Source organism: Clavibacter capsici (genome assembly GCF_001280205.1).
GTDB lineage: Bacteria > Actinomycetota > Actinomycetes > Actinomycetales > Microbacteriaceae > Clavibacter > Clavibacter capsici.
Window position 1 is genome coordinate 65,047 of record NZ_CP012573.1, and the last position, 24,078, is coordinate 89,124.

Consider the following 24,078-nt stretch of genomic DNA (forward strand, 5'->3'; position numbering starts at 1 on the left):
GAGGCGGCCGACGTGGTCGCCGGTTGGAGTCGCAAGGTCCTTCGGCACCCCTCGCCAGGCGGATGGGTCCCGTGATGCTTTCGTGATCCCGGTAGCCCGCCGGCCTGGCGATCAGCGCTGCGTGCCGGGCCGCTGGACGCCGTCGACCCGCAGGGTCACCGATCCCGTGACGCCCTGCGCCGTCGGCGGCGCGGACGCGGCGAGCCGCACGGTGACGCGGAGGTGGTCGAGGCCGCGGACGGCGAGGGCGGGGGACCCGGGCAGCGCGACCCGCCCCGCGGCCGGCCGGTCGGCGACGACCGGCGTGATCGTGCCCGCGCACACGGCCGTCCCCGGGGCTCCCGTCCACGCGACCGGGCAGCGGTCGAGCGCGACCTGGAGGCCGTCGGACGTGCTGGACACGGCCGTGCCGCCCAGCGTCACCGTGAGCTCGGAGGCGGCGACCGTGCCGGTGTTCGCGAGGTCCACGAGCCGCACCGTGGACTCGCCCGGGCGGAGGCCGGCCACGGGCACGGCGAGCTGATCGGCGCCCCCGCCGCCCCAGTCGAGCTCCACGGCGCCCGCGCGCACCGTCACGCGGGAGGAGGCGCGGTCGGCGAGCACGGCCGCGGCGGTGCCGGCGCCCGCGAGGACGAGGGCCAGGGCGAGCGCCGGGATGAGGAGGGGGCGGGCGCGGCGCGCGGGAGGACGGGCGGCGCGGCGTCCGTGGGGCGCGGGGGCGGCGGGCGCGGGCGGCGCGGCGCGATGGCGCGGCATCAGGGCGTCCCGCCCGCGGGGATCGCGGCGACCGGCTGCTCCGGGCGCCGCCAGATGAGGGAGAGCACCCAGCCCATGGCGCCCGCGCCGACGATGCCGAATGCGATCATCCGGACGAGCGGGTCGCCCAGCCAGACGAACGGCCAGCCGAGCAGGGGGACCACCGAGGTCCGCTCCCAGACCGCGTCGTCGCCGATGGTGACGATCCACGGATCGCCCGCCGGGTTGTTGTCGCCCTTGGTCTGCATGGCCAGGCGGTCGGGGGACCAGCCCTCCAGCAGGGCGGCGTCCTCGGGGCCGAAGACGCGGGTGACGCGGTGGATCACGCGCACGCGCGGGCCGACGGGCGCCGTGAACACGACCACGTCGCCGACCGCCACGTCGGTGCGCGCGGTGGGCGCCGTGATCGCGAGCGAGCCCACCGGCATGCCGGGCGCCATCGAGTTCGACAGGACCGGGACGACGCGCGTGATCCCGAGGGCGGAGAGGGCGACGACCGCCACGACGGCCACCGCGACGAGGGCCGTGGCCAGGCCGCCCAGCACGCCGAGGGTCCGTCGGAGCGGGCCGCGGCGGGTCGGCCGCCCGGCGCGGCGGCTCACGAGGCCGTCCCGGGTGCGCGGCGGCGGCGGCGTCGGGAGGAGCGGACGAGGAGCGCGCCGCCGAGGAGCGCCAGCAGGGCGCCGACGACGGCCGACGCGATGTCGCGGCCGGTCACGGGGAGGAGGTCGCGCGCGGATCCGGCGGCGGGCGCGGATCCCGTGGGCTCGGAGCCGGCGCCGCTGCCGCTGCCGGCGCCGGTGCCGGGTGCCGCGCCCGCCCCGGTCCCCGGGCCGTCCACGAGGGCGAAGCCGATGCTCAGGAGGCCGGCGGTCCTCTCCATCCGGTTGTCGGCCTCGGCGGGGAAGCGCACGCGCACGGCGATGCCGACGGTCTCGCCCGCGCCGAGCGGGGTGCGCGTGACGACGCTCTGGAGGGTGGCCGCGGGGCCGGATCCGAGGGGCTCGACGGTGCCGCGGCAGCGCATGGGCGGGGCGAGGGTCACGAAGCCCTCCTCGCAGAGGCGGACGGAGAGCTGGACGCCGCCCAGGGCATCGCCCGTGAGCGCCATGCTGCGCATGGAGTCGAGGCGCACGGAGAGCGGGGATCCGGCGGCGGAGACGTTGGTGACCTCGGCGGCCCAGTCGACGGTGTCGCCGGGTGCCAGGTCGTCGAGCGGGATGGCGGAGCCGGTCAGCTCGCGGACCTCGAGGGAGCCGCCGTCGGCCGGGGTCGCGGGTCCGCCCGGGGTCGCGGCGGCGGGGCCGGCGGCGGCCAGCGCGAGGCACAGCGCGACGGCGGCGACGGTGCCGGGTCCGCGGTGTGCGCGCATGGTCGGGTCCTCCGGGGCGGGTGCTGCGGGGTGGTGCACGGGTCGTGCTCGCGTGCGGGTCGGATGCGGGCCGACCGGGCCCCGGCGCGTGCCGGGACCCGATCGAGCGCGATCAGCGCTGGACGCCGGCGCGCTGGATGGCGGACGCCGTGAACGTGAGGTCGACGCTCGCGTTCTCGTAGTCGTTGTCCGCAGTGGTGGGCAGCTGCAGCACCATGAGGGTGTCGAGCGACACGTCGGCCGTGTCCGTCGGGAAGGTCCCGTCGGCGCTCGGCGTGAGGCCGAACTGGGCCGGCGTGAACGACGTGCCCGCGCCCGTGAGGGACGCGAGCGAGCCGGTCCCGGTGACGGTCGTGGTGCCGCTGCACGTGTACGGGCCCACGCCGCCCGCGGCCGCGGTCGTCCAGGCGCCGGAGCACGTCTGGAGGCTGTAGGTCAGGCCGTCCGCGCCCGTGACGAGCGACTCGCCGGCGCCCGGGAGGTTCGTGTCGTCCGTCCCCGCCGACTGGCCGGCGACGGCGTAGGCGAAGTTCACCGACTGGATCAGGTTCCCGTCGTTGGTGGCGTTCGGCAGCGAGAGCAGGATCTGCCGCTGGACGGTGTCGCCGGGCGCGATGTCCGCGACCGTGTAGTCGCCGCTGGCCAGCTCGATGTCCAGCTGGCCGGCGTCGACCGCGAGGTTCGCGGTGTCGGAGTCGGTGAAGATGGCGTACGCGCCGCCGGCGACGATGGTGCCGACCGCGAGGACCGCGCCGGTGGCGACGATCTTCTTCCAGGGGCGGCGACGCGGGGTGGTGGCGGTGGTGCTCATGGTGGTTCCTCTCGATCGGTGTCGTGATGCGCGATGCGCGCGGGCCGTGCTGCTGGTGCTGGTGCTGGTGCTGCGGTGGTGGTCGGTGGGGTCGGTGCGGGCGGGCTCTCCCGGGGGCGGATGCGGGTCGGGGGGTCGAGGGGCGGGCATCAGCAGCCCGTCGCGGAGACGGCCGCCGGCTGGGCGACCGCGGAGGACGGGGCGCTGGCGACGCCGACCCAGCGGTGCAGGTCGGGCCGGACGCGCCACTGGTAGGAGCGGGACTCGCCGAGCCGGTCGTCCGAGAAGCCCGTCGCGGTTCCGCCGAGGCGGGCGACCGTGATCCAGGCCCCGGGCGTGCTTCCCGCGACCCGGCGCTCGACGAGGAGGTCCGTGGCGCCGGGGACCGCGGTCCAGGCGACGGCGGTGACGGGGCGGCCGGCGACGCAGCTCGCGGCGGCGGACGTGACGGTCGTCGTCGAGGTCCAGGTGCCGGTGGAGGCGCCGAGCGTCGCGTCGTCCCGGTGCGTGAAGCCGCGGGCCGCGAGCGGTGCGGGATCCAGGAACACCGTGAGGGTGGAGGACGCGGTGGCGCCGGATCCGGGTGCGGCCGGTCGGTCGGTGATCGAGTAGGCGACCGCGAAGGATCCCGTCGCCCCCGAGGCCGGCGGCCGGTACGTGCAGAGGACGGCCGAGCAGGAGAGCGTGCCGGGGAGCCCGGCCGGCGGCGTGGCGACCGTGATGGCCAGCGCGTCGCCGTCCACGTCGGTGTCGTTGGCCCGGGGGTCGACCGTGACGTCGGGCCCGCCGACCGTCGCGACCAGCCGGTCGGCCCGCGCGACGGGCGCGCGGTTCAGGGGCGTGACCGTGACGGTGACCCGCACGTTCCAGGTGCCGGCGCCGCTCTGCAGCGCGTAGTCGAAGACGTCGACGCCCGTGAACCCGGCGGCCGACCGGTAGGTGCAGCGCCCCCGCTCGGTGCCGCTCGCGACGCACGTGGCGCTGCCGGACGTCGGCGACGCGGGCGCGGGGCCCGAGGCGCCGCCCACGAGCGCGGGCGTCGCCGCGAGCTGGGCGCGGCTGAGGGTCGCGCCCGTCGCGGCGGGGCCGTCGTTCGCGAGCACGTCGATCACGACGGGCACGCCCTGCGGCGTCGTCGCGGCGTCCGGCAGCGGGTCCGGCACGGCGAGCACGGTCGCCGTCGCCGTGCGCGTGATGACGCCGGTCGGGGCGGTCGCGGTGGCCGTCGCGGTGTTGACGATGGATCCGGCGGCCACGTCCGCGGCCGTCACCGTGTACGTGGCGGACGCGGTGACGACCTGGCCGGGCGCGAGGGCGCCCGCGGTCCCGGGCCACGTGTAGGCGAGGGCCGAGACGCCCGCGCGCGGGTCCGCGATGGAGACGCCCGTGAGCGACGTCGTCCCGGTGTTCTGCAGCCGGAACGCGTACGTCACGACGCCGCCCGCCGCCGGCACGTTGCCGGGCGTCGCGGTCTTCTGGAGGTCCATCGTCGCGGTGCGGGCGAGCGGGACGGTGGCGCTCGCGGTCGCCTGCGCCACCACGCCGCCGGAGCTCGCGCCGCGCGCGGTCGCGGTGTTCGCGACCTGGCCGGCGTCGACGTCGGCCTGCCGCACCGTGTAGCTGGCGGTCGCCGTGGCGGTCTGGCCGACGCCCAGGGTCCCGGCGGTGCCGGGCCAGACGTAGGAGAGGGTCGAGAGCCCGGGCAGCGGATCCGTGACCGCGACGCCCGTGAGCGGTACCGTGCCGGTGTTCCTGACGGAGAACGTGTACGCGACCGTGGCGCCCGGCGTCGACCCGCCCGTGAGCGTCGCGCCCTTGGTGAGGGTGAGGGCCGCGGACCCGTTGACCGGCGTGCTCGTCGAGGAGCTCGCGGTCGGGGCGGCCACGCCGGCGAACGTCTGGCCGGAGACGGTGGCGGTGTTCACGAGCGGCGTCGCGGCGTCCACGTCGGCCTGGGTCACGGTGTACGCGGTGGACGTGAAGGTCTGCGACGCACCCGGCGCGAGGGTGACGGAGGCGGGGCTGATGCCGGTCACGCGCGGATCCGCCACCGCCACCTGCCGCAGCGACACGTTCCCGGCGTTCCGCGCCACGAAGGAGTACGCGATCCGCTCGCCGACGTCCGCCCGGCCGTTGCCGTTGGAGTCCGTGAGCGCGCCGCTCTTGGTGAGGGCGAGCGCGGGCGCGGGCGTCACCATCGGCACCGTGACGGAGCTCGAGTTGCTGTTCACGCCGAAGAGCACGGTGTTGACGGCCCGAGCGGTCGCGGTGTTCGTGAGCGTCCCGGCCACCGCCTCCGCGGGCGTCACGACGTGGACCCCCGAGCAGGTCACCGACGCGCCGCCGAGGAAGAGCCCCGTCCCGAGCAGGCTCCCGGGGCAGGAGACCGACGAGACCAGGGGGTCGTTCACGGTCAGGCCCGAGAGCGTCAGCCCCCCGGCGTTGGTGATCACGAACTGGTAGGGGATCGTCTGCCCCTCGGCGTACGCCGCCGGCTGCGGGTTCGTCCGGTCGACCTGCTTCACCAGGGTGAGCTGCGACAGGTCGTTGACGCTCGAGACGCTCACCTCGCGGATCAGGTGCGTGTCCGTGAAGGATCCCGTCGAGGCGAGGTAGCCGAGCTTGTAGGAGGCGGGGGCCGGGGTCGTCATCGTGTACTGCACGACCTGCGTGAGCGAGGCGGTGGACGCACCGGCCGTCGCGCCCACGTACACGGTGACGACGGGGAGCCGCGCGGGCGAGACCGTGATGCGGATGGTCCGGCCGAGGTCGGCGGTCGGCGTGCTCAGCGTCGTGGTCGAGCGGAGGCTCGACGCCGGCGATGCGCCGGTGAGGTAGCAGTACCCCGTCAGGCCCTGGCCGGGACCGCGCAGCGCGATGGCGTTCGGACGCTGGCCGACGCCGGCGCTCGGCGTGGTGCAGCCCGTGCCGCGCCCCTCGGTGGGGTTCGAGAAGTTGCCGAACGCGTCGAGGCCGACGCCGAGGTAGCCGCCCGCGACGCCCGGCGCGGTCGTGGTCTGGGCGTAGCCGAGGGATCCGCCGGACGGGCCCGCCGCGGTGAGCGGCACGGATCCGTCGGTGAGGAAGAAGCCGATGCCGTCGGCGCCGCCGGAGGAGGTGCCGTACTGGTACTGGTCGAACTTGATGTCGAGGCCGCCGCTGGCCGGGATCGCGTTGTCGTAGACGACGCCGCCGACCGCGCTGGCGCGGTTGTCGGTGAGCTGGAGCGCACCCGGGGTGGAGCTCGCGGGCGGCGCCTGGGTGCGGGACCCGCAGACGCCCAGGGTGGAGCTGCCGCTCCCCGGCGCCGACGTGGCGCGCGTGAGGCAGGCGCTGCCGAGCGGCTTCCACGCGGGGTCGGCGACGCTCGTCCCGGTGAACGACTCGGTGATGAGCTGCGACGCCGCGGTCGCGGTCTGCGCGGGCAGGGTCACGAGGAGCGCGGCGCCGACGGCAGCGGCGACGAGCGCGGCGAGCCGGCGGATCCCGGGCCGGGAGCGGGCTCCGGCGACGTCCGGGCGCGGCTCGGCGGCATGGCGCGCACGCGTACCCACCACCTCGACCACCCCCTGGAGATCGCGTCCCCGGAAGGGCGCGGAGAGGCCCCCCGGCCTCGCGTCGGCAACGCTAAATGCCCCGATCCACCGGGGAAAAGGGACCCAGTAGCGATCTAGGTGAACCAGTAGCCCCCGTCCCGCTCCTCCGGGCCCCCGGGCGGGGCACAACGCACGCGCCCGGGGGCCTCGGCGGGCCCCGGATCCTGTGAGTTGAGCCGACATCGCTCAACTCCGGCGTCCTCGACTTGACGCTCGGCGACGCGTGGGTAGAGTTGAGTCATCGCGGCTCAAGTAGCACGCCGCTGACGAAGCGGCACCGCGAGCGAGACTCCGCGGGACACCCGCGTCACCACACGAAGCGACCCCGTGATCCGGGGCCTGCGGCAACAGAAGGAGAACACCCCATGGCTCGTGCAGTAGGAATCGACCTGGGTACCACCAACTCGGTGGTCTCGGTCCTGGAGGGCGGGGAGCCCACCGTCATCGCCAACGCCGAGGGCGCGCGCACCACGCCGTCCGTCGTCGCGTTCACCAAGGACGGCGAGGTGCTGGTCGGCGAGACCGCCAAGCGCCAGAACGTCACCAACGTCGACCGCACCATCTCGTCGGTCAAGCGCCACATGGGCACCGACTGGACCGTCGGCATCGACGACAAGAAGTACACCTCGCAGGAGCTGTCGGCCCGCATCCTCGGCAAGCTCAAGCGCGACGCCGAGCAGTACCTGGGCGACTCGGTCACCGACGCGGTCATCACCGTCCCCGCGTACTTCAACGACGCCGAGCGCCAGGCCACGAAGGAGGCCGGCGAGATCGCGGGCCTCAACGTGCTCCGCATCATCAACGAGCCCACCGCGGCCGCCCTCGCCTACGGCCTCGACCGGGGCAAGGAGGACGAGCTCATCCTCGTCTTCGACCTCGGCGGCGGCACGTTCGACGTCTCCCTCCTCGAGGTGGGCAAGGACGACGACTTCAGCACCATCCAGGTCCGCTCCACCGCGGGCGACAACCGCCTCGGCGGCGACGACTGGGACCAGCGCATCGTCGACCACCTCGTCAAGCGCTTCAAGGAGTCGACGGGCGTCGACGTCTCGAACGACAAGATCGCCAAGCAGCGCCTCAAGGAGGCCGCGGAGCAGGCGAAGAAGGAGCTCAGCTCCTCCACCAGCACGAGCATCCAGCTGCCCTACCTCTCCCTCACGGAGAACGGCCCGGCCAACCTCGACGAGACGCTGACCCGCGCCAAGTTCGAGGAGCTCACGAGCGACCTGCTCGAGCGCACCCGCAAGCCCTTCGAGGACGTCATCCGCGAGGCCGGCGTCTCGGTCGGCGACGTGGCCCACGTGGTCCTCGTCGGCGGATCCACCCGCATGCCCGCCGTCGTCGAGCTCGTGAAGAAGCTCACGGGCGGCAAGGAGCCCAACAAGGGCGTAAACCCGGACGAGGTCGTCGCCGTCGGCGCCGCGCTCCAGGCCGGCGTGCTGAAGGGCGAGCGCAAGGACGTCCTGCTCATCGACGTCACCCCCCTGAGCCTCGGCATCGAGACCAAGGGCGGCATCATGACCAAGCTCATCGAGCGCAACACGGCCATCCCGACCAAGCGCAGCGAGACCTTCACCACGGCCGACGACAACCAGCCGTCCGTGGCGATCCAGGTCTTCCAGGGCGAGCGCGAGTTCACCCGCGACAACAAGAACCTCGGCACCTTCGAGCTCACCGGCATCGCGCCGGCGCCCCGCGGGATCCCGCAGGTCGAGGTCACCTTCGACATCGACGCCAACGGCATCGTGCACGTGTCCGCGAAGGACAAGGGCACCGGCAAGGAGCAGTCGATGACCATCACGGGCGGATCCTCGCTCGCGAAGGAGGACATCGAGCGCATGGTGCGCGAGGCCGAGGAGCACGCGGCGGAGGACAAGACGCGCCGCGAGCAGGCCGAGGTCCGCAACAACGCGGAGCAGCTCGCCTACTCGATCGACAAGCTCATCAAGGAGAACGACGACAAGCTCCCCGAGGACGTCAAGTCCGAGGTCCAGGGCGACGTCGACGGCCTGAAGAGCGCCCTCGCCGGCGACGACGAGGCCGCGGTCAAGACCGCGTTCGACAAGCTCTCCGCGAGCCAGACCAAGCTCGGCGAGGCCATCTACGCGCAGGGCCAGCAGGAGCAGGCCGCGGGCGAGACCCCCGAGGGCGCGCCCGAGGCGAAGAAGGACGACGAGGACATCGTCGACGCCGAGGTCGTGGACGAGGACGAGCAGGACAAGAAGAGCGACCGATGACCGAGGACACCGCGAACGGCGAGGGCCGCGTGCCCGAGGACGAGGGAGCCGAGCAGTCGGCCCCCGCGTCCCCGGCCGGGCCTGACGCCACGGCGGACCAGGCGGCTGACGCGGCCTCCGTCCCCGGCGAGGACGGCGCGTTCGTCGAGGCCGAGGGCCCCGACGTCGAGACGACCGACCCCATGGACGAGGAGCTGCAGGACCTCATCGAGAAGACCCGGAACGAGCCCGTCGAGGGCGACTCCGAGCACCTCGCGGACCTGAAGCGCGTCACCGCCGAGTACGCCAACTACCGCAAGCGCACCGAGGCCAACCGCGAGATCGAGCGCCAGCGCGCGGTCGGCGACGTGGTCAAGGGCATACTCCCGGTGCTCGACGACCTCGACCGCGCCGAGAAGCACGGCGACCTCGCGGAGGGTGGACCGCTCACCGCGATCGTCGCCAAGCTGCGCACGAACGTGGAGCGCATCGGGCTGGTCAAGGTCGGCGCCGTCGGCGACGCCTTCGACCCGCAGGTGCACGAGGCGATCTTCCAGAAGCCGAACCCCGAGGTCCAGGTGGACACCGTGGCGGACGTCGTCGAGAGTGGCTACTACATCGGCGAGACGCTGCTGCGGGCCGCGAAGGTCGTCGTCGACAAGCCGGAGTAGCGCCATCAACCGCAGCATCGATCCGGCTGCACCCACCCCGGTCCGGGCGTCCGCACGCGCGGGCGCCCGGACCGGGTCGTGCGGCCCCCACCACGAGACGAAGAAGAAGGGAGGCGTCTGATGGCCAGCCAGGACTGGTTCGACAAGGACTTCTACAAGGTCCTCGGAGTGTCCAAGGACGTCTCGGAGGCCGACCTGAAGAAGGCCTACCGCAAGCTCGCCCGGCAGTACCACCCGGACAGCAACCCGGATCCGTCGGCGGAGGCGCGCTTCAAGGAGATCAGCGAGGCCAACGCCGTGCTGTCCGACAAGGAGCAGCGCCGCGAGTACGACCAGATGCGCGCGATGGGATCCGGGGCCCGCTTCAGCGCCCCCGGCGCCGGCGCGCAGGGCGGCGGGTTCGAGGACGTGTTCGGCGGCATGTTCGGCCAGCAGGCCGGCGGCCGCGGGCGTCGCGCCGGGTTCGGATCCGGCCAGCCGCAGTACAGCCAGGGCGGGTTCGAGGACATCCTCGGCGGCATGTTCGGCAACGGCGGCTTCGGCCAGTCGACCGGCGGTTACCGGGGCTACGGCGCTCCCACCAAGGGGCGCGACGTCACGGCGTCCACCACGATCGACTTCCTCACCGCGGTGCAGGGCGACGTCGTGCGCCTGCAGGACTCCGACGGCCGCCCCCTCACGGTGCGCGTGCCGGCCGGGGTCTCGGACGGGCAGAAGATCCGCCTCTCCGGCAAGGGCGAGCCGTCCGGTGACGGCGGCGCGTCCGGGGACATCATCCTCACCGTGCACGTGCGCCCGCACCCCGTGTTCGAGCGCGACGGGCTGAACCTCCGGGTCAACGTGCCCGTCACGTTCCCCGAGGCTGCGCTCGGCGCGACCATCGAGGTGCCCACGCTCGGCGGCGACCCGGTGCGGCTGAAGGTCTCGCCCGGCACGTCGAGCGGCAAGGTGCTCCGCGTCAAGGGCCGCGGCGTCACGACCGCGAAGGGCACGGGCGACCTGCTCGCGCGCATCGAGGTCGCGGTGCCGTCCCGCCTCACCGACGCGCAGCGCGTGGCGCTCGACGCGTTCGCGAGCTCGGGACCCGCCGAGGACCCGCGTCGCGAGCTCATCGAGCGGGCCAGGAGCTGACGTGGACCCCCGCGACACGATGGACGAGGACGCCCCCGTCTTCGTCATCTCCGTGGCGGCCGAGCTGTCGGGCATGCACCCGCAGACGCTCCGGCAGTACGACCGCCTCGGGCTCGTGTCGCCCACCCGCACGGCCGGGCGCTCCCGCCGCTACTCGATGCGCGACATCGTGCAGCTGCGGGAGGTCGCCCGGCTGGGCGCGGAGGGCGTGAGCCTCGAGGGCATCGCGCGGATCCTCGAGCTCGAGAACCAGGTGTCCGAGCTCCGCGGGCGCGTGCGGCAGCTCGAGTCGGCCCTCGCCGACGAGCTGCTCTCCCGACCCGGCCGCCGCGTGTTCGCGGCCCGCGGTGACGGCGACGTGGTGTCGCTGCGCGCGGGCGTGCGGCCGTCCCGGCCGACCGAGGTCGTGCTGTACCGCGCGGCGCTCACCATGCCGGACGGCGAGGCCGACCGCGGCGGGCGCGGCGCGCGGTGAGCGACGCCCCCGACACCGCCGACGACCTCCTCGACCTGGGCGCGCTCCGACGCCGGCCCGACGTCGAGGCCGAGAACCTCTTCGCGGTCGACGCGGCCGACCGCCTGCTCCTCGACGAGCTCGTCGCGCTGCTCGCCGCGGAGGCCGCCGCCGGCCGCCCCGTGCGGCCCGAGGAGCTCGTCGTGATCGGCGACGCCTACGGCGCGCTCGCCCTGGGCGCGGCCGCCGCGCTCCGTCGTGCCGGGGCCGTGGATCCGCTCCGCCTCCGCGTGCACCAGGACGCGCTCGCGTCCGAGACGGCGCTCGACCTCAACGCCGAGCTCGTCGGCGAGACGGCGGAGATCGCCCACCTCGGGCTCGACGACGCCCTCGCCGACGGCGCCCGAGTGGTGCTGGCGCGCCTGCCGCGCAGCCTCGACGCCCTCGACGAGTGGGCCGGCGTGGTCGCGCGGGCCGCCGCCGACGAGGTGACCGTGCTCGCCGGCGGCCGGATCAAGCACATGACGCCCGCCATGACGGACGTCCTCCGGCGGCGCTTCGCCGACGTCCACGCGACGCTCGCGCGGCAGAAGTCGCGGATCCTCGTGGCCCGCGGACCCGCCAGGGACGCCGCCGTGGACGGGTACCCGCGCCGCGAGTCCCACCCCGACCTCGGCCTCGAGGTGCGCGCGCACGGCGCCGCCTTCGCGGGCTCCAAGGTCGACATCGGCACGCGCTTCCTCCTCTCCTTCCTGCCGGACCTGCCCGCCGACACCCGTGTCGCGGTCGACCTGGGCTGCGGCACCGGCGTCATCGCGTCCGCCGTCGCGCTCGCCCGGCCGGACCTGCGCGTCGTCGCGACCGACCAGTCGTGGGCGGCCGTCGACTCGGCGCGCGCGACCGTCGCCGCGAACGGGGTCGCGGAGCGGGTGACCGTGGTGCGCGACGACGCGGGATCCACGGTGCCCGACGGATCCGCCGACCTCGTGCTCCTCAACCCGCCGTTCCACACCGGGGCCACCGTGCACGCGGGCCTCGCGCCGCGCCTGTTCGCCGCGGCCGCGCGCATGCTCCGCCCGGGCGGCCAGCTCTGGACCGTCTACAACAGCCCGCTCGGCTACCGGCCGCAGCTGACCCGCATCGTGGGCCCCACGCGGGAGGCGGGTCGGAACGCGAAGTTCACGGTCGCCGTCTCGACGACGCCGGACCCCCGGGCCTAGCCTCGGGACCACCGCGGCCGCCCGAGCCGCGCCCGCTCACCGAGGAGCCGCCATGCCCACCTTCCGCACCCGCGTCCTGCAGGCCCGCGTCAACGCGACCGGCCTCCCGGTGCCCCCGGAGGCCCTCGCGGAGCTGGGGGCGGGGAAGCGCCCCGCCGTCGTCGTCACCGTCGCGGGCCACACGTACCGCACGAGCGTCGGCGCGATGGGCGGGCAGGCCCTGATCCCGCTCAGCGCCGCGCATCGCGCCGCGTCGGGCGTCGCCGCCGACGACGAGGTGGAGGTGACCATCGTGCTCGACGAGCAGCCCCGTGAGGCCGTGATCCCGGACGAGGTCGCGGCCGCGTTCGCCGCGGAGCCCGCGCTCGCGGAGGCGTTCCGCGCGCTCTCGTCGAGCCGGCAGCGCGCCCTCGTGGATCCGATCGGCGAGGCCAAGACGGACGAGACCCGCCAGCGCCGCGTCGAGAAGGCGCTCGCGGCGCTGCGCGGCTGACCCGACGACGGCCGGGCCGCGCGTCACGACGTCGGCGGATCCAGCACCAGCAGGTCGCCGACCTCGCACTCGAGCGCGCGGCAGACCGCCACGAGCGTCGAGTAGCGGATCGCCCGGGCCCGGTCGTTCTTCAGCACCGACAGGTTCACCTGGCTCACCCCCACGATCGCGCTCAGCCGGGTGAGCGTCATGCCCCGGGCGGCCAGCAGCTCGTCGAGCCGGCAGTGCACCCCGGTGGGGCCGTCGTCGTCGCCGGCCATCAGACCAGCCCGCGGGTGTCGCGCTGCAGGCGCTCGCCGTGCTCGACGACGAGGCCCACGATCATCAGGGCGAAGCCGAGCGCGATGGTGGACAGGTCGACCTCCGCGACCGCGGGCCAGAATCCGTCGAGCCCCGCGGCCGGGTCGTTGAGCGCCTCGCCGACCATCCACGCCACGCCCGTGCGGACGCCGAGGGAGAGCAGCGCCGCGATCATCACCGTGCCGCCCGCGAGCGTGACCACGAGGCTGAGGCGTCGGGCGAGCGGATCCGGCCGGAGCAGCCGACGGGCGATGATCGCGACGGTGCCCGCGAGCGCGACGCCGACCGCGGCGTCGAGCGCGATGCGGATCACGTGCATGACGACGATGCCGCCCGGCAGCTCGCCCACCGCCACCTCGGCCGTCCGGTAGGCGCCGGAGCGCAGCTCGGCCGGCCCGGCGTCGGCCTCGGCCGGCAGGGATCCGCGCATCTCGAGGGACGTCCGCACGACGCCCGTGCGGATGGTCTCGACGGCGCTGAGCACGGCAGCCGCGGTGACCAGGAGTGCGACGACCGCGGCGAGGACGAGGGCGGCCCGGAGGATCCCGCGGGTGACGCGCGTGGAGCCGCCGGTTCCGGCGAGGGGTGCGGTGCTCATGCTGACGTCCTATCGATGATCGTTACAACGAATGTCGATATGTTCGCACGCGGCCGGGCTCCGTGTCGAGGGCCGTGCCGATCACGCCGGGTGGGTGCGGAACCACTCCAGGAGCCAGCGGGCGCGCGACGGGGCGTCGGGTCGGGCGGCCGCGGACGCCGGCTTGTCGAGGAAGTCGTCGTAGCCGTGGAGCTCGCGGACGGTCGCGTCGTCGACCGTGCGGAAGCCCATCGACCAGCCCGGGAACTGGCGCGCGGGGATCTGCTCGTCGAGCAGCAGCCGGACGTCGGTGTGGCGGTCGTCCGCCGCGATGGTCGCGAAGACGGCCTCCACCGCGTCGTCCGGGCCCTCGAGCACCTGCATGAAGCGGCCGTCGCGATGCAGCAGGAGGCCGCTCAGACCGGTCCTGTCGTTGTTCCGGACGCACTGGCGGAGCAGGTCCGCGAGGTCGTCGTCGGTCAGGTGCCGCGTGGCGGTGCTCGTGTAGACGGTCGTGCGCATGGTGGGTCCCCCTCAGGCCGTCCTCCCATCTTCGCGCGTCGCGGCCCGCTTCGGGAGGGGCGGGGCCTGCGCGGCCTCGGGTCGGACAGGCGCGGACGCGGGTGCGGGCGAAGGGAGGGCAAGAGCCCGGCGCGCTCGCGGGTACGGTGCGCGCCGGGCTCCTGCTGCTGCCGCGTCCGTTCGGGTCGGTCCGCGGAGGGATCTGATGAGCTGCCCCGCTTGGCGGGGGGATGCGGCGGGGCGCTCCTCGGGTATCCATTCGCACGGCGGCATCGGGGGAATCCGCTGTGCTGCGAAGCACTCTACGACGTCTGTCCTCATTTTGGGGGACCGATCACGCGAGAGGTCGGGATCCGAGGGCGGCGGAGGGGCGACTGCCGCGTGCTGGTGCGGATCCGGGGCGATCGGGGTGCATCCGGTGGATCCCCGGACACGTCGCTCCGCGGACATCCGCGGCCATCCGCGGACGTCCGCGGACGTCCGCGGGGTGCCGCGGCGTCAGTGCGCGTCGCCGAGGCGCCCGGCGAGGCGGCCGTGGATCGCGCTGCTCGCCGCGTTCATGCCCCGGATCTCGACCGTCGTGCCGTGCGCCCGGTACCGCGTCTCGATGGCGTCGAGCGCGGCGACCGTGGAGGCGTCCCACACGTGCGACCGGCTCAGGTCGATGACCACGCGACGCGGGTCGTCGGCGTACTCGAACCGGGTGGTGAGGTCGTCGCTCGAGGCGAAGAAGAGCTCGCCGTCGACGGCGTAGAGCGCGCGCTCGCCGTCGGCGTCGGCCTCGAGCGTGCGCGTGACGCTCGTGAAGCCGGAGACGCGGCGGGCGAAGACCACCATCGCGGCGATCACGCCGACCACCACGCCGATGGCCAGGTTGTCCGTCGCGACGACGACCACGACGGTGGCGACCATCACGACCGTCTCGCCGACCGGCATCCGCCGGAGCGTCGCCGGTCGGACGCTGTGCCAGTCGAAGGTGCCGACCGCCACCATCACCATCACGGCGACGAGCGCGGCCATGGGGATCACCGACACGACGTCGCCGAGGCCCACCACCAGCACGAGCAGGAAGACGCCCGCCAGGAAGGTGGAGATGCGCGTGCGGGCGCCGGACGCCTTCACGTTGATCATCGTCTGGCCGATCATCGCGCAGCCGCCCATGCCGCCCGCGAACCCGGAGGCGACGTTGGCGATGCCCTGGCCGAGCGCCTCGCGGGTCTTGCGGGAGCGGGTGCCGGTGACCTCGTCGACGAGCTTCGCGGTCATGAGCGACTCGAGCAGGCCGACCACGGCCATCGCGATGGCGTACGGCGCGATGATGCCGAGCGTCTCGAGCGTGAGGGGCACCTGCGGGACGAAGAGCGTGGGCAGGCTGTCGGGCAGCGTGCCCTCGTCGCCCACGGTCGGCACGGCGACGGCCGCGAGCACGGTCACGAGCGTGAGCACGACGATCGCGACGAGCGGCGCCGGGATCACGCGGGTGAGGCGCGGCAGCAGCGCCATGATCGCGATGCCCACCGCGACGATCGGCCACACCATCCACGGCGCCCCGATCAGGTGCGGGAGCTGCGCGGCGAAGATGAGGATCGCCAGCGCGTTCACGAAGCCGACCATCACCGAGCGGGGGATGAAGCGCATGAGCCTGGCGGCGCCGAGCGCGCCGAGGGCGAGCTGGATGAGGCCGCCGAGGATCACGGTGGCGATGAGGAAGTCGAGGCCGTGGTCGCGCATCACCGGCGCGATGACGAGCGCGATGGCTCCGGTCGCGCCCGTGATCATGGCCGCGCGCCCGCCGACGACGGAGATGACCACCGCCATCACGAAGGCGGAGAAGAGGCCGACCTGCGGATCCACGCCCGCGATGATCGAGAACGAGATGGCCTCGGGGATGAGCGCGAGGGCGACGACGAGGCCGGCGAGCGTCTCGCGGGTGAGCAGGCGCGGGTCCTTCAGCGCCTGGAGGACGGTGGGGCTGGTGCGCGCCGGCGCGGGGGCCGGGGCAGGGGCGGTCCGGGTCATGGGACTCCTCGGGAGAGGCGGGCGGGGCCCGCGGTGGGACGGCGCGACGGCGCGCCGGACGCGCGCGGCATCGGGCCGGACGCGGGAAGGGTGGGGGAGCCGAGCGGCTCGGGATGACCCTCACGTCGCGTGAGGGTGCCTCCGTCGCCGACCCTAACGCCGCGTGAGGGTCCGTGTCCAGCCGGGGGTCAGCGCGGGGCGCCGCCGAGGGTCCAGGTGCGCACGTGCTCCCAGGTGAGGGTGGTCCACCAGCGTCCCGACCAGTCGGGGCTGGCCGTGCGGTACATCACGACGGTGTCGCCCACGAAGCCGGCGGGCACGGGCTCGTCGAGCTCGCGGATGAAGGCGCCGACCTCGTCGTGCAGGTCGGGGCGCACGGTCAGGTCGTGCGAGGCGAGGGAGAGGTGCGCGCGGAACCGCGCGGGGTCGAACTCGTGCAGCTCGGGCGAGCGCATGGTGCGGCGGAAGGGCGCGACGACGCGGTCGATGTCGGCTGCGAGCGCGAGGAGGTCGGCGTTCTGGGATCCGTCGGGGCGGCGGTCGACGTCGTAGACGTAGCCGAAGCCCTGCTCGCGGACGCCGGCGTTGTGCACCGGGAAGGCGGGGCGGTCGGCGAGGAGCTCGGTGACCGCGTCGATCACGAGGTCCTCGTCGCGCCCGAGCGGCTGGCTGCCGATGAGCGTCGCGTGCGGCGGGAAGGCCCCCGCCGAGACGATGCCGTACTGGGCGCGGAGCTGGTCGGTGACGACCGTCACGGCCCGGCAGGTGCGCGCGTCCGGCCGGAGGAAGATCCCGTAGCGGTACGGGTCGCTGTCGTCGCGGGGGAGCGCGGAGGGGTGGCTGGGGCCGGCGATCCGGCCGGCCGACGCGGGTGCGATGTCGGGGGCGGCCAGGGCGTAGGCGGCGGGGTCGTCGTGGTCCATGCGGAGTCCTCCAGGGCGTCGGGCGGGGGAAGGGAACGTTCCCTGCGATGCGACGACCACCGTGGCACACGCGCGCCGGGCGAGGACGGCCGCGCGGTGAACGACGGGTGGACGGAGGGTGGCGGCGCGCGCTGCGGGCGCCTCGGGGTGGATCCCGCCGGGTCAGGCGCGCAGGGGGACGGCCGTGCGGCCCGGGATCAGCTCGCCGTCGACCGCGGTGTGACGGGTGCCGCTGACGGTGCCGTCGATGCGGTCGACCACGGCGTCCACCGCGAGGGCGCCGATGACGGGGATCGGCTGGCGCCACGAGGTGAAGCCGAGGAGCTCGCTCGTGAAGGGCGGGAGGCCGTCGTATCCGGTGATGGAGACGTCGTCGGGCGCGCGCACGCCGCGGCGGCCGAGGCCGTCGAGGATCGCGAGCGCCCACGTGTCGCTCGGCGCCATGACCGCCGTGACGCCGCCCGCGTCCACGATCGCCTGGGCCACCTCGTCCGCGCCGTCGATGTGCCCGTCGGCGTGCTCCTCGCCGCGCACGTGCACGACGTCGAGGCCGAGCTCGCGCAGGCGGTCGAGCATCGCGAAGGTGCGGGCGGAGATCGTGAGCGAGAGGGCGGGGGTCAGCGTGACGACGGCGACGCGACGGTGGCCGAGCGCCGCCACGTGCTCGGCGAGGCCGTGGCCGCCCGTGGTCTCGTCGCAGTAGACGCTGCTGAGCGACGCGTCCACCTCGGGTCGGCCCGCGACCACCGTGGGGATCCGCTGCGCCGACGGGAGGATGTCGTCCACCGGGAGCGCCCCGCTGCACACGATGAGCCCCTCGACCTGGAGCGAGACGAGCGTCTCGAGGGCCTTGCGCTCCTCCGCGACGTCGAAGGACCCGAAGCCGGTCGCCGTCACGACCCGGTAGCCGCGCTCGGACGCGCGCTGCTGGAGGGCCGTGAGCAGGTGGCCGTAGAAGGGGGTGGACGCGTCGCGCACGAGCACCCCGAGCGTGTGCGTGCGGTGCGCGGACATGCCGCGGGCGTGGGCGTTGGCCACGTAGCCGAGCTCGGCGGCGGCCTCGCGGACCGTGCGCTGCGTGGCGGCGGCGACGCCCGGCGCGCCCGAGAGCGCGCGCGAGACGACGGACTTCGAGACGCCCGCGCGGGCGGCGACGTCGTGGATGGTGGGGGCGGCGCCGGGGCGGCTCATGCGCGGATCCGCGGGGTCGGCGGGACGGGCGCGGGCGGCGCGGCGGGTGCGCTCGACGGGGCGACGGGGGTCACGGGTACACGGTAGCGACGCGGGAGGCCGGCGTGCGGGTGGACGGCTACCGGGGATCCCGCGGGTCGTCCTCGGCATGGGCGTCGCCGGTGGTGCCGGGGGCGGGCGCGACGGGCGGCAGCGGCAGGCCCGTGGCGCTCGCGCCGAGGCGGTCGAGGATCGCGCGGCACGAGGCCCGGAGCGGGGATCGGGGGAGCGGGGAGCGCGCACCGCCCGCGTCCGTGGCCCCCGCGGCGCGGCGGGCCTCGCGCAGCGGGTCGTCGTCGGCCGGGTCGCCCGGCCACACGTCGTGGAGCTCGCGGAGGCGCTCCCGCAGGAGGTCGTCGTCGCGGTCCGGGCTGCTCAGCACGGGGCGCCTCCCCCGCTGCGGGGATCCGGGCGGCGGCGCGCGCGGGGTGCGGCGGCCGGCGTGCGCGGATGCGGTGCGTGCGGCATGGGACCTCGGGACGGTGCGGGCGGGCGGCTCGGACGGGAGGGCCTCGAGGCTACGGGCGCGGCGGATCCGGCGGCGCGCGTCCTGCACATGCCGCGTCCGGGACGGACCTCGCCGCGACGGCCCGTCCCCGGCCGCGCCGTCCCCGGCGCGGCATACGCTCGGCCCATGACCTCCCCGCGCCCCGACCGCCGCCGCTCCCCCCTTCGCGACGGCAGCGGGCATCACGGCCGAGGGCATCACGGCCGCGGGCGCCGCCGGGGACGCACCCGCCGCCTCGTCTCGCTCGCCGTCGGCACGGCCGCCGTGCTGGCCGTCGTCGTCGGGTCGCTGCCCGCCGCCGCGGCCGCGCCGTTCGACGTCGTGGGGTACGCGGAGGGCGGATCCACCCCGGTGTCGCGCCTGGACGCGAGCGCCGCGGCCCTCACCTCGGTCGTCGTCGACGGCGTCAACGTCACGACGGACGGCCGTGCCGTCTCCGCTCCCTCGCCCGAGGCCATCCGGCTCCTCGGCCAGGCGCACGCGCGCGGCGAGCGGGTGGAGCTGCTCGTGGGCAACTACGACGAGGCGCTCGGCGACTTCTCGACCGGCATCTCGGACGCGCTGCTCGGATCCACGGCGAACGTCGACCGGGTCGTGCGGCAGCTGGCCGCCGAGGTGTCCACGCGCGGCTGGGACGGGATCACGGTCGACCTCGAGAGCCTGTCGGGCGCGCACCCTGCCGGCCTCACGCGGCTCGTGTCGGGCCTGGAGGCGGCGCTCGGATCCGACCGCAGCGTCTCCGTCTGCCTCATGGCGACCACGGGCGACTACCGTCCGCTCGGCTACGACCTCCCGGCGCTCGGCCGCGCCGCCGACCACGTGGTGCTCATGGCGTACGACCAGCACGGGCCCACGTGGTCCGGGGCCGGGCCGGTGGGCGGCATGCCGTGGGTGAAGGCCGTGCTCGCGCCCGTGCGGAAGGCCGTGCCGGCCGCGCGGATCCAGCTCGGGATCGCCGGATACGGCTACACCTGGCCGCGCACGGGCGAGGGCCGCCAGCTCTCCGACCAGGGCGCGCGCGACCTCGTGGCGGCGCAGAGGGCGAAGCCCGTGTGGAGCGTGCCGCAGCAGGAGTGGCGCGCCACGCTGCGCGACGGCACGGTCGTGTGGTGGTCGGACGCGCGCTCGTACGACGCGCGCGTGGCGCTCGCCCGGCAGCTGGGGCTGGGCGGCGTGGCCGTGTGGTCGCTCGGGCTGTCGGATCCGCTGACGCGATGACGGGTGGCGCCGTGCCGGGCGGCGCCGTGCCGGGCGGCGCCGTGCCCGACGGGGTCTGGCGGGTGCGCGAGGCGCGGTTCGCGCGGATCCACCGGGACGTCGCCGTGCGCATCGCCGGCGGTCGCGTCGCGCTCGCCGACCCCGCCGACGCGGTGCGCGGGCGGCTCGACGTGAGCCTCAGCGCCGGCGTCGTCGACCGGCACGTGCACCTCGGGCTCGTCGACCGCGCGGCGCTCGCCGGGTCGCCCGTCACGGAGGTCGTCGACCTCGGCTGGGATCCGGTCGCCATCGCGCGCATCGCCGAGCGTCCGCCGGCCGGCGTGGCGGTCCGGTACGCGGGTCCGTTCCACACCGCCGTGGGCGGTTACCCGTCCGATCGCGCGTGGGCGCCGGCGGCCGCGGTGCGCGAGGTCGCCCGCGCGGATGACGCGGCGGGCGCGGTCGCGGCGGCCCGGGCGGGCGGATCCAGCGTGGTCAAGGTCGTGCTGCACGACGGCGGGCCGCTCCTCGCGGACGACGTGCTGGCGGCGCTCGTCGACGCCGCGCACGAGGCCGGGCTGCCCGCGGCCGTGCACGCGGAGGGCGCGGGGCAGGCCGGGCGGGCGATCCGCGCGGGCGCCGACGTGCTCGTGCACGTGCCGTGGACCGAGCGGCTCGACGACGCGACGCTGCGGGAGTCGGCGACGCGCGACGTGCTCTGGATCTCGACCCTGGCGATCCACGGCGGCGCCGACCTCGCGACGGCCCTCGGGAACGCCCGCCGGTACGCGGCGCTCGGCGGCCGGATCGCGTACGGCACCGACCTCGGCAACGGCGACCTCCCCGTGGGGCTGAACGCGCGCGAGGTGGAGCTGCTCGGCGAGGTCGGGCTGCGGGGCGCGACGCTCCTCGACGCGGTGCTGGGCAGCGCGCCGGGCGTCATCGCGCACGCCCTGATGAGCGCCGCGCCGCTGCCGTCGGCCGCCGACGCGACTCCCGCCGACCTGCTCGCGTGGCTCGGCGGCGCGCACCGGCTCGGCCCGTCCGACCTCCGCTGACGCCCGGCGCCGCCCCCGCTGACGCCCGGCGCCCGCCCCCGCTGACGCCCGGCGCCGACCCCGCCGACGCCCCGCGCGCCCCCGCCGCGCCCCGCCGCGCCCCGCGCGCGGCCGCCGGTCAGGGCGCGCGCCTAGGGTGGGGCATCCCCTGGACCCCGGGACGCGCGGCGGGAAGCCGCGCGCACGACGGAGAGCCCGCTCTCCCGCACACGTCCGCCCCTCCGCGCGGGTCGCCGCCCGACGGCGGTCCGGGCGACGCCGGGGTGGATCCGCCCGCTCTCCTCCAGGATCCCCATGCCCCGTCTGCCGTCCCTGCTCGCCCCCGTCCTCGCGTTCCCCGGCATCGCCGCGCGGACCGCGGAGTTCCTCTACCGCCGCTCCGACGCGACCGGCGACTTCCATCCCGACGACCCGAACCACGGCACCGTCGAGGGCCCGGATCCGGACCGCATCGCCGTCGTCGGCGAGACCGGCATGATCAGCCTCGGGGTGCGCACGCACCAGATCTCGCTGCCCGCGTTCCTCGCCCGCCACCACGCCACGCGCACCGGCCGCGGCGTCACCTGGTCGATCGCGTCCCTGCCCGGCTCCCGGCTCCGCGAGGCGCCCGCCGTCATCGCCGGCCCCGCCTGCGACCTCGCGCGCGCGGACGCGGTGGTGCTGCTGGCCGGGATCACCGACGTGATGCGGGTCACCTCCACCCGCGCGTGGGGCCGGCACATGACGAGCACGATCGACGCCCTGCGCGCACGGCTGCCGCGGGAGGCGTCGATCCTCATCGGCGACATCCCGCCCCTGGACAACGCGGGCGGCCTGTCACGGCCGGCGCGGCTGGCCGCGGGGATCCACGCGCAGGCGTTCAACCGGCGCACCCGCGAGGTGGTCGACGGCCTCCCGTTCACGCGCGCGGTCACGTTCCCCGAGGAGCTGGCGCGCTCGCTGTGGCGGCCGGAGTCGGAGGAGAGCCGCTACCAGCGCACCTACCGGACGTGGGGCACGCACCTCGCGGAGGCGCTCGTGGAGGCGCGGGGCTGAGCACCGGTCACCGCGGCAGCCGGCAGCCCCGGCGGTCAGCGGCTTGTCGCCGCCGCCGAGGTTAGGATAGCCTCACCTATCGTGACCTCCCCCGCTCCGACCGCGCCGCTCCCGCGCGCCGTCGACCCGGACGCGCCGCGACCGACGTCGCCGCAGCCGGCCGCCTCCGCCCTCGCCGCCCGCGACGTCACCGTCGCGTACGGCGACACGGAGGTCGTGCACGGCGCGTCGCTCGAGATCCGGCCGGGCTGCGTCACCGTCCTCGTCGGCCCCAACGGCAGCGGGAAGTCGACCCTGCTGCGCACGATGGCGCGGCTGCAGGCGGCGCGCTCCGGATCGCTCGCGCTCGTGGAGGAGGGCACCGACGCCGAGACCGACGCCCTCGACCTCTCCCTCCGCCGCTTCGCCCGCCGCGTCGCGCTCCTCACCCAGGGGCGGCCCACGCCCGGCGGCCTCAGCGTCCGCGACGTCGTCGAGTTCGGCCGCTACCCGCACCGCGGCCGCTTCGGCGGGGCGGATCCCGAGGGCCGCGCCGCCGTGGACCGCGCGCTCGACCTCACCGGCCTCGTCGCCCTCGCCGACCGCGGCGTCGACCAGCTCTCCGGCGGCCAGCTCCAGCGCGTCTGGCTCGCGAGCTGCCTCGCCCAGGAGACGGGCGTGCTGCTCCTCGACGAGCCGACCACCTACCTCGACCTCCGCTACCAGGTCGAGCTCCTCGACCTGGTGCGCGACCTCGCCGACGACGCACGGATCGCCGTCGGCGTCGTCCTCCACGACCTCGACCAGGCCGCCGCGCTCGCCGACACCGTCGCGCTGCTCTCCGACGGCCGGATCGTGAAGACCGGCACCCCATCCGAGGTGCTCACCCCCGACCTCCTCACCGAGGTCTACGGCATCCCCGTCGAGGTCCACGCGGACCCGACGACGGGCAGCCTGCGCACCCGCGCGGTCGCCCGCCACCACCACAGGAACGAGAGGCTCCACCCGTGATCACGAGACGACGAACCATGGCGATGACCGCCCTCGCCGCCGCGGCAGCGCTCACGCTGACCGCGTGCGGCACCACCGAGGAGGCGTCGACGGACGCCGGCGCGAAGCCGGCCGGCGAGCAGATCACGCTGACCGACGGCACGGGCGCGGAGCTCACGCTCGACGGGCCCGCGACCAAGGTCGTCGGCACCGAGTGGAACGTCGTGGAGAACCTCGTGTCGCTGGGCGTGGATCCGGTCGGCGTCGCGGACGTCGCGGGCTACGGCGCATGGTCGTCGGCCGTGCCGCTCGTGAACGAGCCCGCCGACATCGGCACGCGCGGCGAGCCGAGCGTGGAGACCATCGCGTCGCTCGCGCCCGACCTCATCGTCGCGACCACCGACCTATCCGCGGACGCCGTCGAGCAGCTGAAGGCCATCGCGCCCGTGCTCCAGGTGAAGTCCGCGGACGGCACCAGGCAGATCCAGCAGAGCGAGGACAACCTCGAGCTCATCGCGAAGGCGACCGGCACCGAGGACAAGGCGACGGCGGTCATCGGCGCCTACGACCAGGCCGTCACCGACGCGAAGGCGAAGCTCGACGCCGCCGGCCTCGCGGGATCCCGGTTCCTGTTCGCGGACGCGTACGTGGACGCCGGCGCCGTCACCATCCGCCCGTTCGGGAAGGGCTCGCTCGTCGGCGACGTGACCGCCGGGCTCGGCCTCGAGAACGCGTGGACGGGCGAGGTCGACCCGGCCTACGGCCTCGGATCCACCGACGTCGAGGGCCTCACGACCGTCGGCGACGTGCAGTTCGTCTACAACGCGAACGCCAGCCAGGGCGACGACCCGTTCGCGACCCAGCTCGCGGGCAACGCCGTCTGGCAGTCGCTTCCCTTCGTGAAGGCGGGCGAGGTGCACCGCATGCCCGAGGGCGTGTGGGTCTTCGGCGGCCCGGCCTCGATGACGGCGTACGTGGCGGACCTCGCCGACCTGCTCGTCGGCTGATCCCGCCGACGAC

General features: G+C 75.3%; 23 protein-coding genes. 11 read left to right on the forward strand and 12 right to left on the reverse strand.

Features of this window, described 5'->3' with window-relative positions; all coding sequences use genetic code 11:
- Positions 1-111: 111 nt before the first annotated feature.
- The 5 genes from AES38_RS00310 to AES38_RS00330 all read right to left on the reverse strand — a co-directional run bounded on the left by AES38_RS00310 (position 112) and on the right by AES38_RS00330 (position 6,496).
- On the reverse strand, positions 112-756 hold the full coding sequence (locus tag AES38_RS00310) for a hypothetical protein (protein WP_053773290.1): 645 nt from the start codon (positions 754-756) through the stop codon (positions 112-114).
- Positions 756-1,358: a signal peptidase I gene (locus AES38_RS00315; RefSeq protein WP_053773291.1), complete on the reverse strand. Its 603-nt coding sequence runs from the start codon at positions 1,356-1,358 to the stop codon at positions 756-758. The genes AES38_RS00310 and AES38_RS00315 overlap by 1 nt, the downstream gene beginning before the upstream one ends.
- Positions 1,355-2,128 (reverse strand): hypothetical protein, encoded by a 774-nt coding sequence (locus AES38_RS00320; protein WP_053773292.1) that lies wholly within the window; start codon positions 2,126-2,128, stop codon positions 1,355-1,357. The genes AES38_RS00315 and AES38_RS00320 overlap by 4 nt, the downstream gene beginning before the upstream one ends.
- A gap of 112 nt (positions 2,129-2,240) precedes the next feature.
- On the reverse strand, positions 2,241-2,939 hold the full coding sequence (locus tag AES38_RS00325; protein ID WP_053773293.1) for a TasA family protein: 699 nt from the start codon (positions 2,937-2,939) through the stop codon (positions 2,241-2,243).
- A 149-nt stretch (positions 2,940-3,088) separates the two neighbouring features.
- Positions 3,089-6,496 carry a CLIPPER-2 domain-containing protein gene (locus AES38_RS00330; protein ID WP_053775569.1) on the reverse strand — a complete coding sequence of 1,136 codons (3,408 nt, stop codon included), beginning with the start codon at positions 6,494-6,496 and terminating at the stop codon, positions 3,089-3,091.
- A 404-nt stretch (positions 6,497-6,900) separates the two neighbouring features.
- Between AES38_RS00330 and dnaK the strand changes: the two genes are divergently transcribed.
- The 6 genes from dnaK (at position 6,901) to AES38_RS00360 (ending at position 12,720) form a co-directional block, all read left to right on the forward strand.
- Positions 6,901-8,772, forward strand: a complete 1,872-nt coding sequence (dnaK, locus tag AES38_RS00335; RefSeq protein ID WP_053773294.1) for a molecular chaperone DnaK — start codon at positions 6,901-6,903, stop codon at positions 8,770-8,772.
- A complete protein-coding gene (locus AES38_RS00340) occupies positions 8,769-9,422 on the forward strand; it encodes a nucleotide exchange factor GrpE (protein WP_053773295.1) in 654 nt (217 codons plus the stop codon). Before dnaK ends, AES38_RS00340 begins: the two co-directional genes overlap by 4 nt.
- Before the next feature lie 120 nt (positions 9,423-9,542).
- Positions 9,543-10,553 (forward strand): DnaJ C-terminal domain-containing protein, encoded by a 1,011-nt coding sequence (locus AES38_RS00345; RefSeq protein WP_053773296.1) that lies wholly within the window; start codon positions 9,543-9,545, stop codon positions 10,551-10,553.
- A 19-nt stretch (positions 10,554-10,572) separates the two neighbouring features.
- Positions 10,573-11,028, forward strand: a complete 456-nt coding sequence (locus tag AES38_RS00350) for a heat shock protein transcriptional repressor HspR (protein WP_053775570.1) — start codon at positions 10,573-10,575, stop codon at positions 11,026-11,028.
- Positions 11,025-12,227 (forward strand): class I SAM-dependent methyltransferase, encoded by a 1,203-nt coding sequence (locus AES38_RS00355; protein ID WP_053773297.1) that lies wholly within the window; start codon positions 11,025-11,027, stop codon positions 12,225-12,227. Before AES38_RS00350 ends, AES38_RS00355 begins: the two co-directional genes overlap by 4 nt.
- Positions 12,228-12,279: 52 nt before the next feature.
- On the forward strand, positions 12,280-12,720 hold the full coding sequence (locus AES38_RS00360) for a DUF1905 domain-containing protein (RefSeq protein WP_053773298.1): 441 nt from the start codon (positions 12,280-12,282) through the stop codon (positions 12,718-12,720).
- A gap of 23 nt (positions 12,721-12,743) precedes the next feature.
- Here the strand turns inward: AES38_RS00360 and AES38_RS00365 are convergent, their stop codons facing one another.
- The 7 genes from AES38_RS00365 to AES38_RS00395 form a co-directional block, all read right to left on the reverse strand.
- On the reverse strand, positions 12,744-12,980 hold the full coding sequence (locus AES38_RS00365; protein ID WP_053773299.1) for a helix-turn-helix domain-containing protein: 237 nt from the start codon (positions 12,978-12,980) through the stop codon (positions 12,744-12,746).
- Entirely contained in the window at positions 12,980-13,618 is a 639-nt protein-coding gene (locus AES38_RS00370) for a hypothetical protein (RefSeq protein ID WP_053773300.1), read from the reverse strand. Before AES38_RS00370 ends, AES38_RS00365 begins: the two co-directional genes overlap by 1 nt.
- A gap of 81 nt (positions 13,619-13,699) precedes the next feature.
- Complete coding sequence (locus AES38_RS00375) at positions 13,700-14,119, reverse strand: BLUF domain-containing protein (protein ID WP_053773301.1); 420 nt, start codon at positions 14,117-14,119, stop codon at positions 13,700-13,702.
- 498 nt (positions 14,120-14,617) lie between these two features.
- Entirely contained in the window at positions 14,618-16,138 is a 1,521-nt protein-coding gene (locus AES38_RS00380) for a SulP family inorganic anion transporter (protein WP_053773302.1), read from the reverse strand.
- Between the two features lie 188 nt (positions 16,139-16,326).
- Positions 16,327-17,061 carry a 2'-5' RNA ligase family protein gene (locus tag AES38_RS00385; RefSeq protein WP_053773303.1) on the reverse strand — a complete coding sequence of 245 codons (735 nt, stop codon included), beginning with the start codon at positions 17,059-17,061 and terminating at the stop codon, positions 16,327-16,329.
- Between the two features lie 162 nt (positions 17,062-17,223).
- Positions 17,224-18,252: a LacI family DNA-binding transcriptional regulator gene (locus tag AES38_RS00390; RefSeq protein ID WP_053773304.1), complete on the reverse strand. Its 1,029-nt coding sequence runs from the start codon at positions 18,250-18,252 to the stop codon at positions 17,224-17,226.
- A gap of 118 nt (positions 18,253-18,370) precedes the next feature.
- Positions 18,371-18,673: a hypothetical protein gene (locus tag AES38_RS00395; RefSeq protein WP_053775571.1), complete on the reverse strand. Its 303-nt coding sequence runs from the start codon at positions 18,671-18,673 to the stop codon at positions 18,371-18,373.
- 252 nt (positions 18,674-18,925) lie between these two features.
- Here AES38_RS00395 and AES38_RS00400 point away from each other — a divergent pair, with 252 nt between their 5' ends.
- The 5 genes from AES38_RS00400 to AES38_RS00420 all read left to right on the forward strand — a co-directional run bounded on the left by AES38_RS00400 (position 18,926) and on the right by AES38_RS00420 (position 24,065).
- The gene (locus tag AES38_RS00400; RefSeq protein WP_280513968.1) at positions 18,926-20,017 is read left to right on the forward strand and encodes a glycosyl hydrolase family 18 protein; all 1,092 of its coding nucleotides are present in this window, start codon (positions 18,926-18,928) and stop codon (positions 20,015-20,017) included.
- Positions 20,014-21,054 carry an amidohydrolase family protein gene (locus AES38_RS00405; protein WP_053773305.1) on the forward strand — a complete coding sequence of 347 codons (1,041 nt, stop codon included), beginning with the start codon at positions 20,014-20,016 and terminating at the stop codon, positions 21,052-21,054. The genes AES38_RS00400 and AES38_RS00405 overlap by 4 nt, the downstream gene beginning before the upstream one ends.
- A gap of 294 nt (positions 21,055-21,348) precedes the next feature.
- Positions 21,349-22,089 (forward strand): GDSL-type esterase/lipase family protein, encoded by a 741-nt coding sequence (locus tag AES38_RS00410; protein WP_053773306.1) that lies wholly within the window; start codon positions 21,349-21,351, stop codon positions 22,087-22,089.
- Between the two features lie 81 nt (positions 22,090-22,170).
- Positions 22,171-23,079 carry an ABC transporter ATP-binding protein gene (locus tag AES38_RS00415; RefSeq protein ID WP_053773307.1) on the forward strand — a complete coding sequence of 303 codons (909 nt, stop codon included), beginning with the start codon at positions 22,171-22,173 and terminating at the stop codon, positions 23,077-23,079.
- Positions 23,076-24,065 (forward strand): ABC transporter substrate-binding protein, encoded by a 990-nt coding sequence (locus tag AES38_RS00420; protein ID WP_081001806.1) that lies wholly within the window; start codon positions 23,076-23,078, stop codon positions 24,063-24,065. The genes AES38_RS00415 and AES38_RS00420 overlap by 4 nt, the downstream gene beginning before the upstream one ends.
- Positions 24,066-24,078 lie beyond the last annotated feature (13 nt).

Coding starts and splice junctions, on each gene's coding strand:
- AES38_RS00310 (WP_053773290.1), bottom strand. CDS start 756: ATGCCGCGCCATCGCGCCGCGCCGCCCGCGCCCGCCGCCCCCGCGCCC.
- AES38_RS00320 (WP_053773292.1), bottom strand. CDS start 2,128: ATGCGCGCACACCGCGGACCCGGCACCGTCGCCGCCGTCGCGCTGTGC.
- AES38_RS00325 (WP_053773293.1), bottom strand. CDS start 2,939: ATGAGCACCACCGCCACCACCCCGCGTCGCCGCCCCTGGAAGAAGATC.
- dnaK (WP_053773294.1), top strand. CDS start 6,901: ATGGCTCGTGCAGTAGGAATCGACCTGGGTACCACCAACTCGGTGGTC.
- AES38_RS00340 (WP_053773295.1), top strand. CDS start 8,769: ATGACCGAGGACACCGCGAACGGCGAGGGCCGCGTGCCCGAGGACGAG.
- AES38_RS00345 (WP_053773296.1), top strand. CDS start 9,543: ATGGCCAGCCAGGACTGGTTCGACAAGGACTTCTACAAGGTCCTCGGA.
- AES38_RS00350 (WP_053775570.1), top strand. CDS start 10,573: ATGGACGAGGACGCCCCCGTCTTCGTCATCTCCGTGGCGGCCGAGCTG.
- AES38_RS00360 (WP_053773298.1), top strand. CDS start 12,280: ATGCCCACCTTCCGCACCCGCGTCCTGCAGGCCCGCGTCAACGCGACC.
- AES38_RS00365 (WP_053773299.1), bottom strand. CDS start 12,980: ATGGCCGGCGACGACGACGGCCCCACCGGGGTGCACTGCCGGCTCGAC.
- AES38_RS00370 (WP_053773300.1), bottom strand. CDS start 13,618: ATGAGCACCGCACCCCTCGCCGGAACCGGCGGCTCCACGCGCGTCACC.
- AES38_RS00375 (WP_053773301.1), bottom strand. CDS start 14,119: ATGCGCACGACCGTCTACACGAGCACCGCCACGCGGCACCTGACCGAC.
- AES38_RS00380 (WP_053773302.1), bottom strand. CDS start 16,138: ATGACCCGGACCGCCCCTGCCCCGGCCCCCGCGCCGGCGCGCACCAGC.
- AES38_RS00385 (WP_053773303.1), bottom strand. CDS start 17,061: ATGGACCACGACGACCCCGCCGCCTACGCCCTGGCCGCCCCCGACATC.
- AES38_RS00390 (WP_053773304.1), bottom strand. CDS start 18,252: ATGAGCCGCCCCGGCGCCGCCCCCACCATCCACGACGTCGCCGCCCGC.
- AES38_RS00400 (WP_280513968.1), top strand. CDS start 18,926: ATGACCTCCCCGCGCCCCGACCGCCGCCGCTCCCCCCTTCGCGACGGC.
- AES38_RS00405 (WP_053773305.1), top strand. CDS start 20,014: ATGACGGGTGGCGCCGTGCCGGGCGGCGCCGTGCCGGGCGGCGCCGTG.
- AES38_RS00410 (WP_053773306.1), top strand. CDS start 21,349: ATGCCCCGTCTGCCGTCCCTGCTCGCCCCCGTCCTCGCGTTCCCCGGC.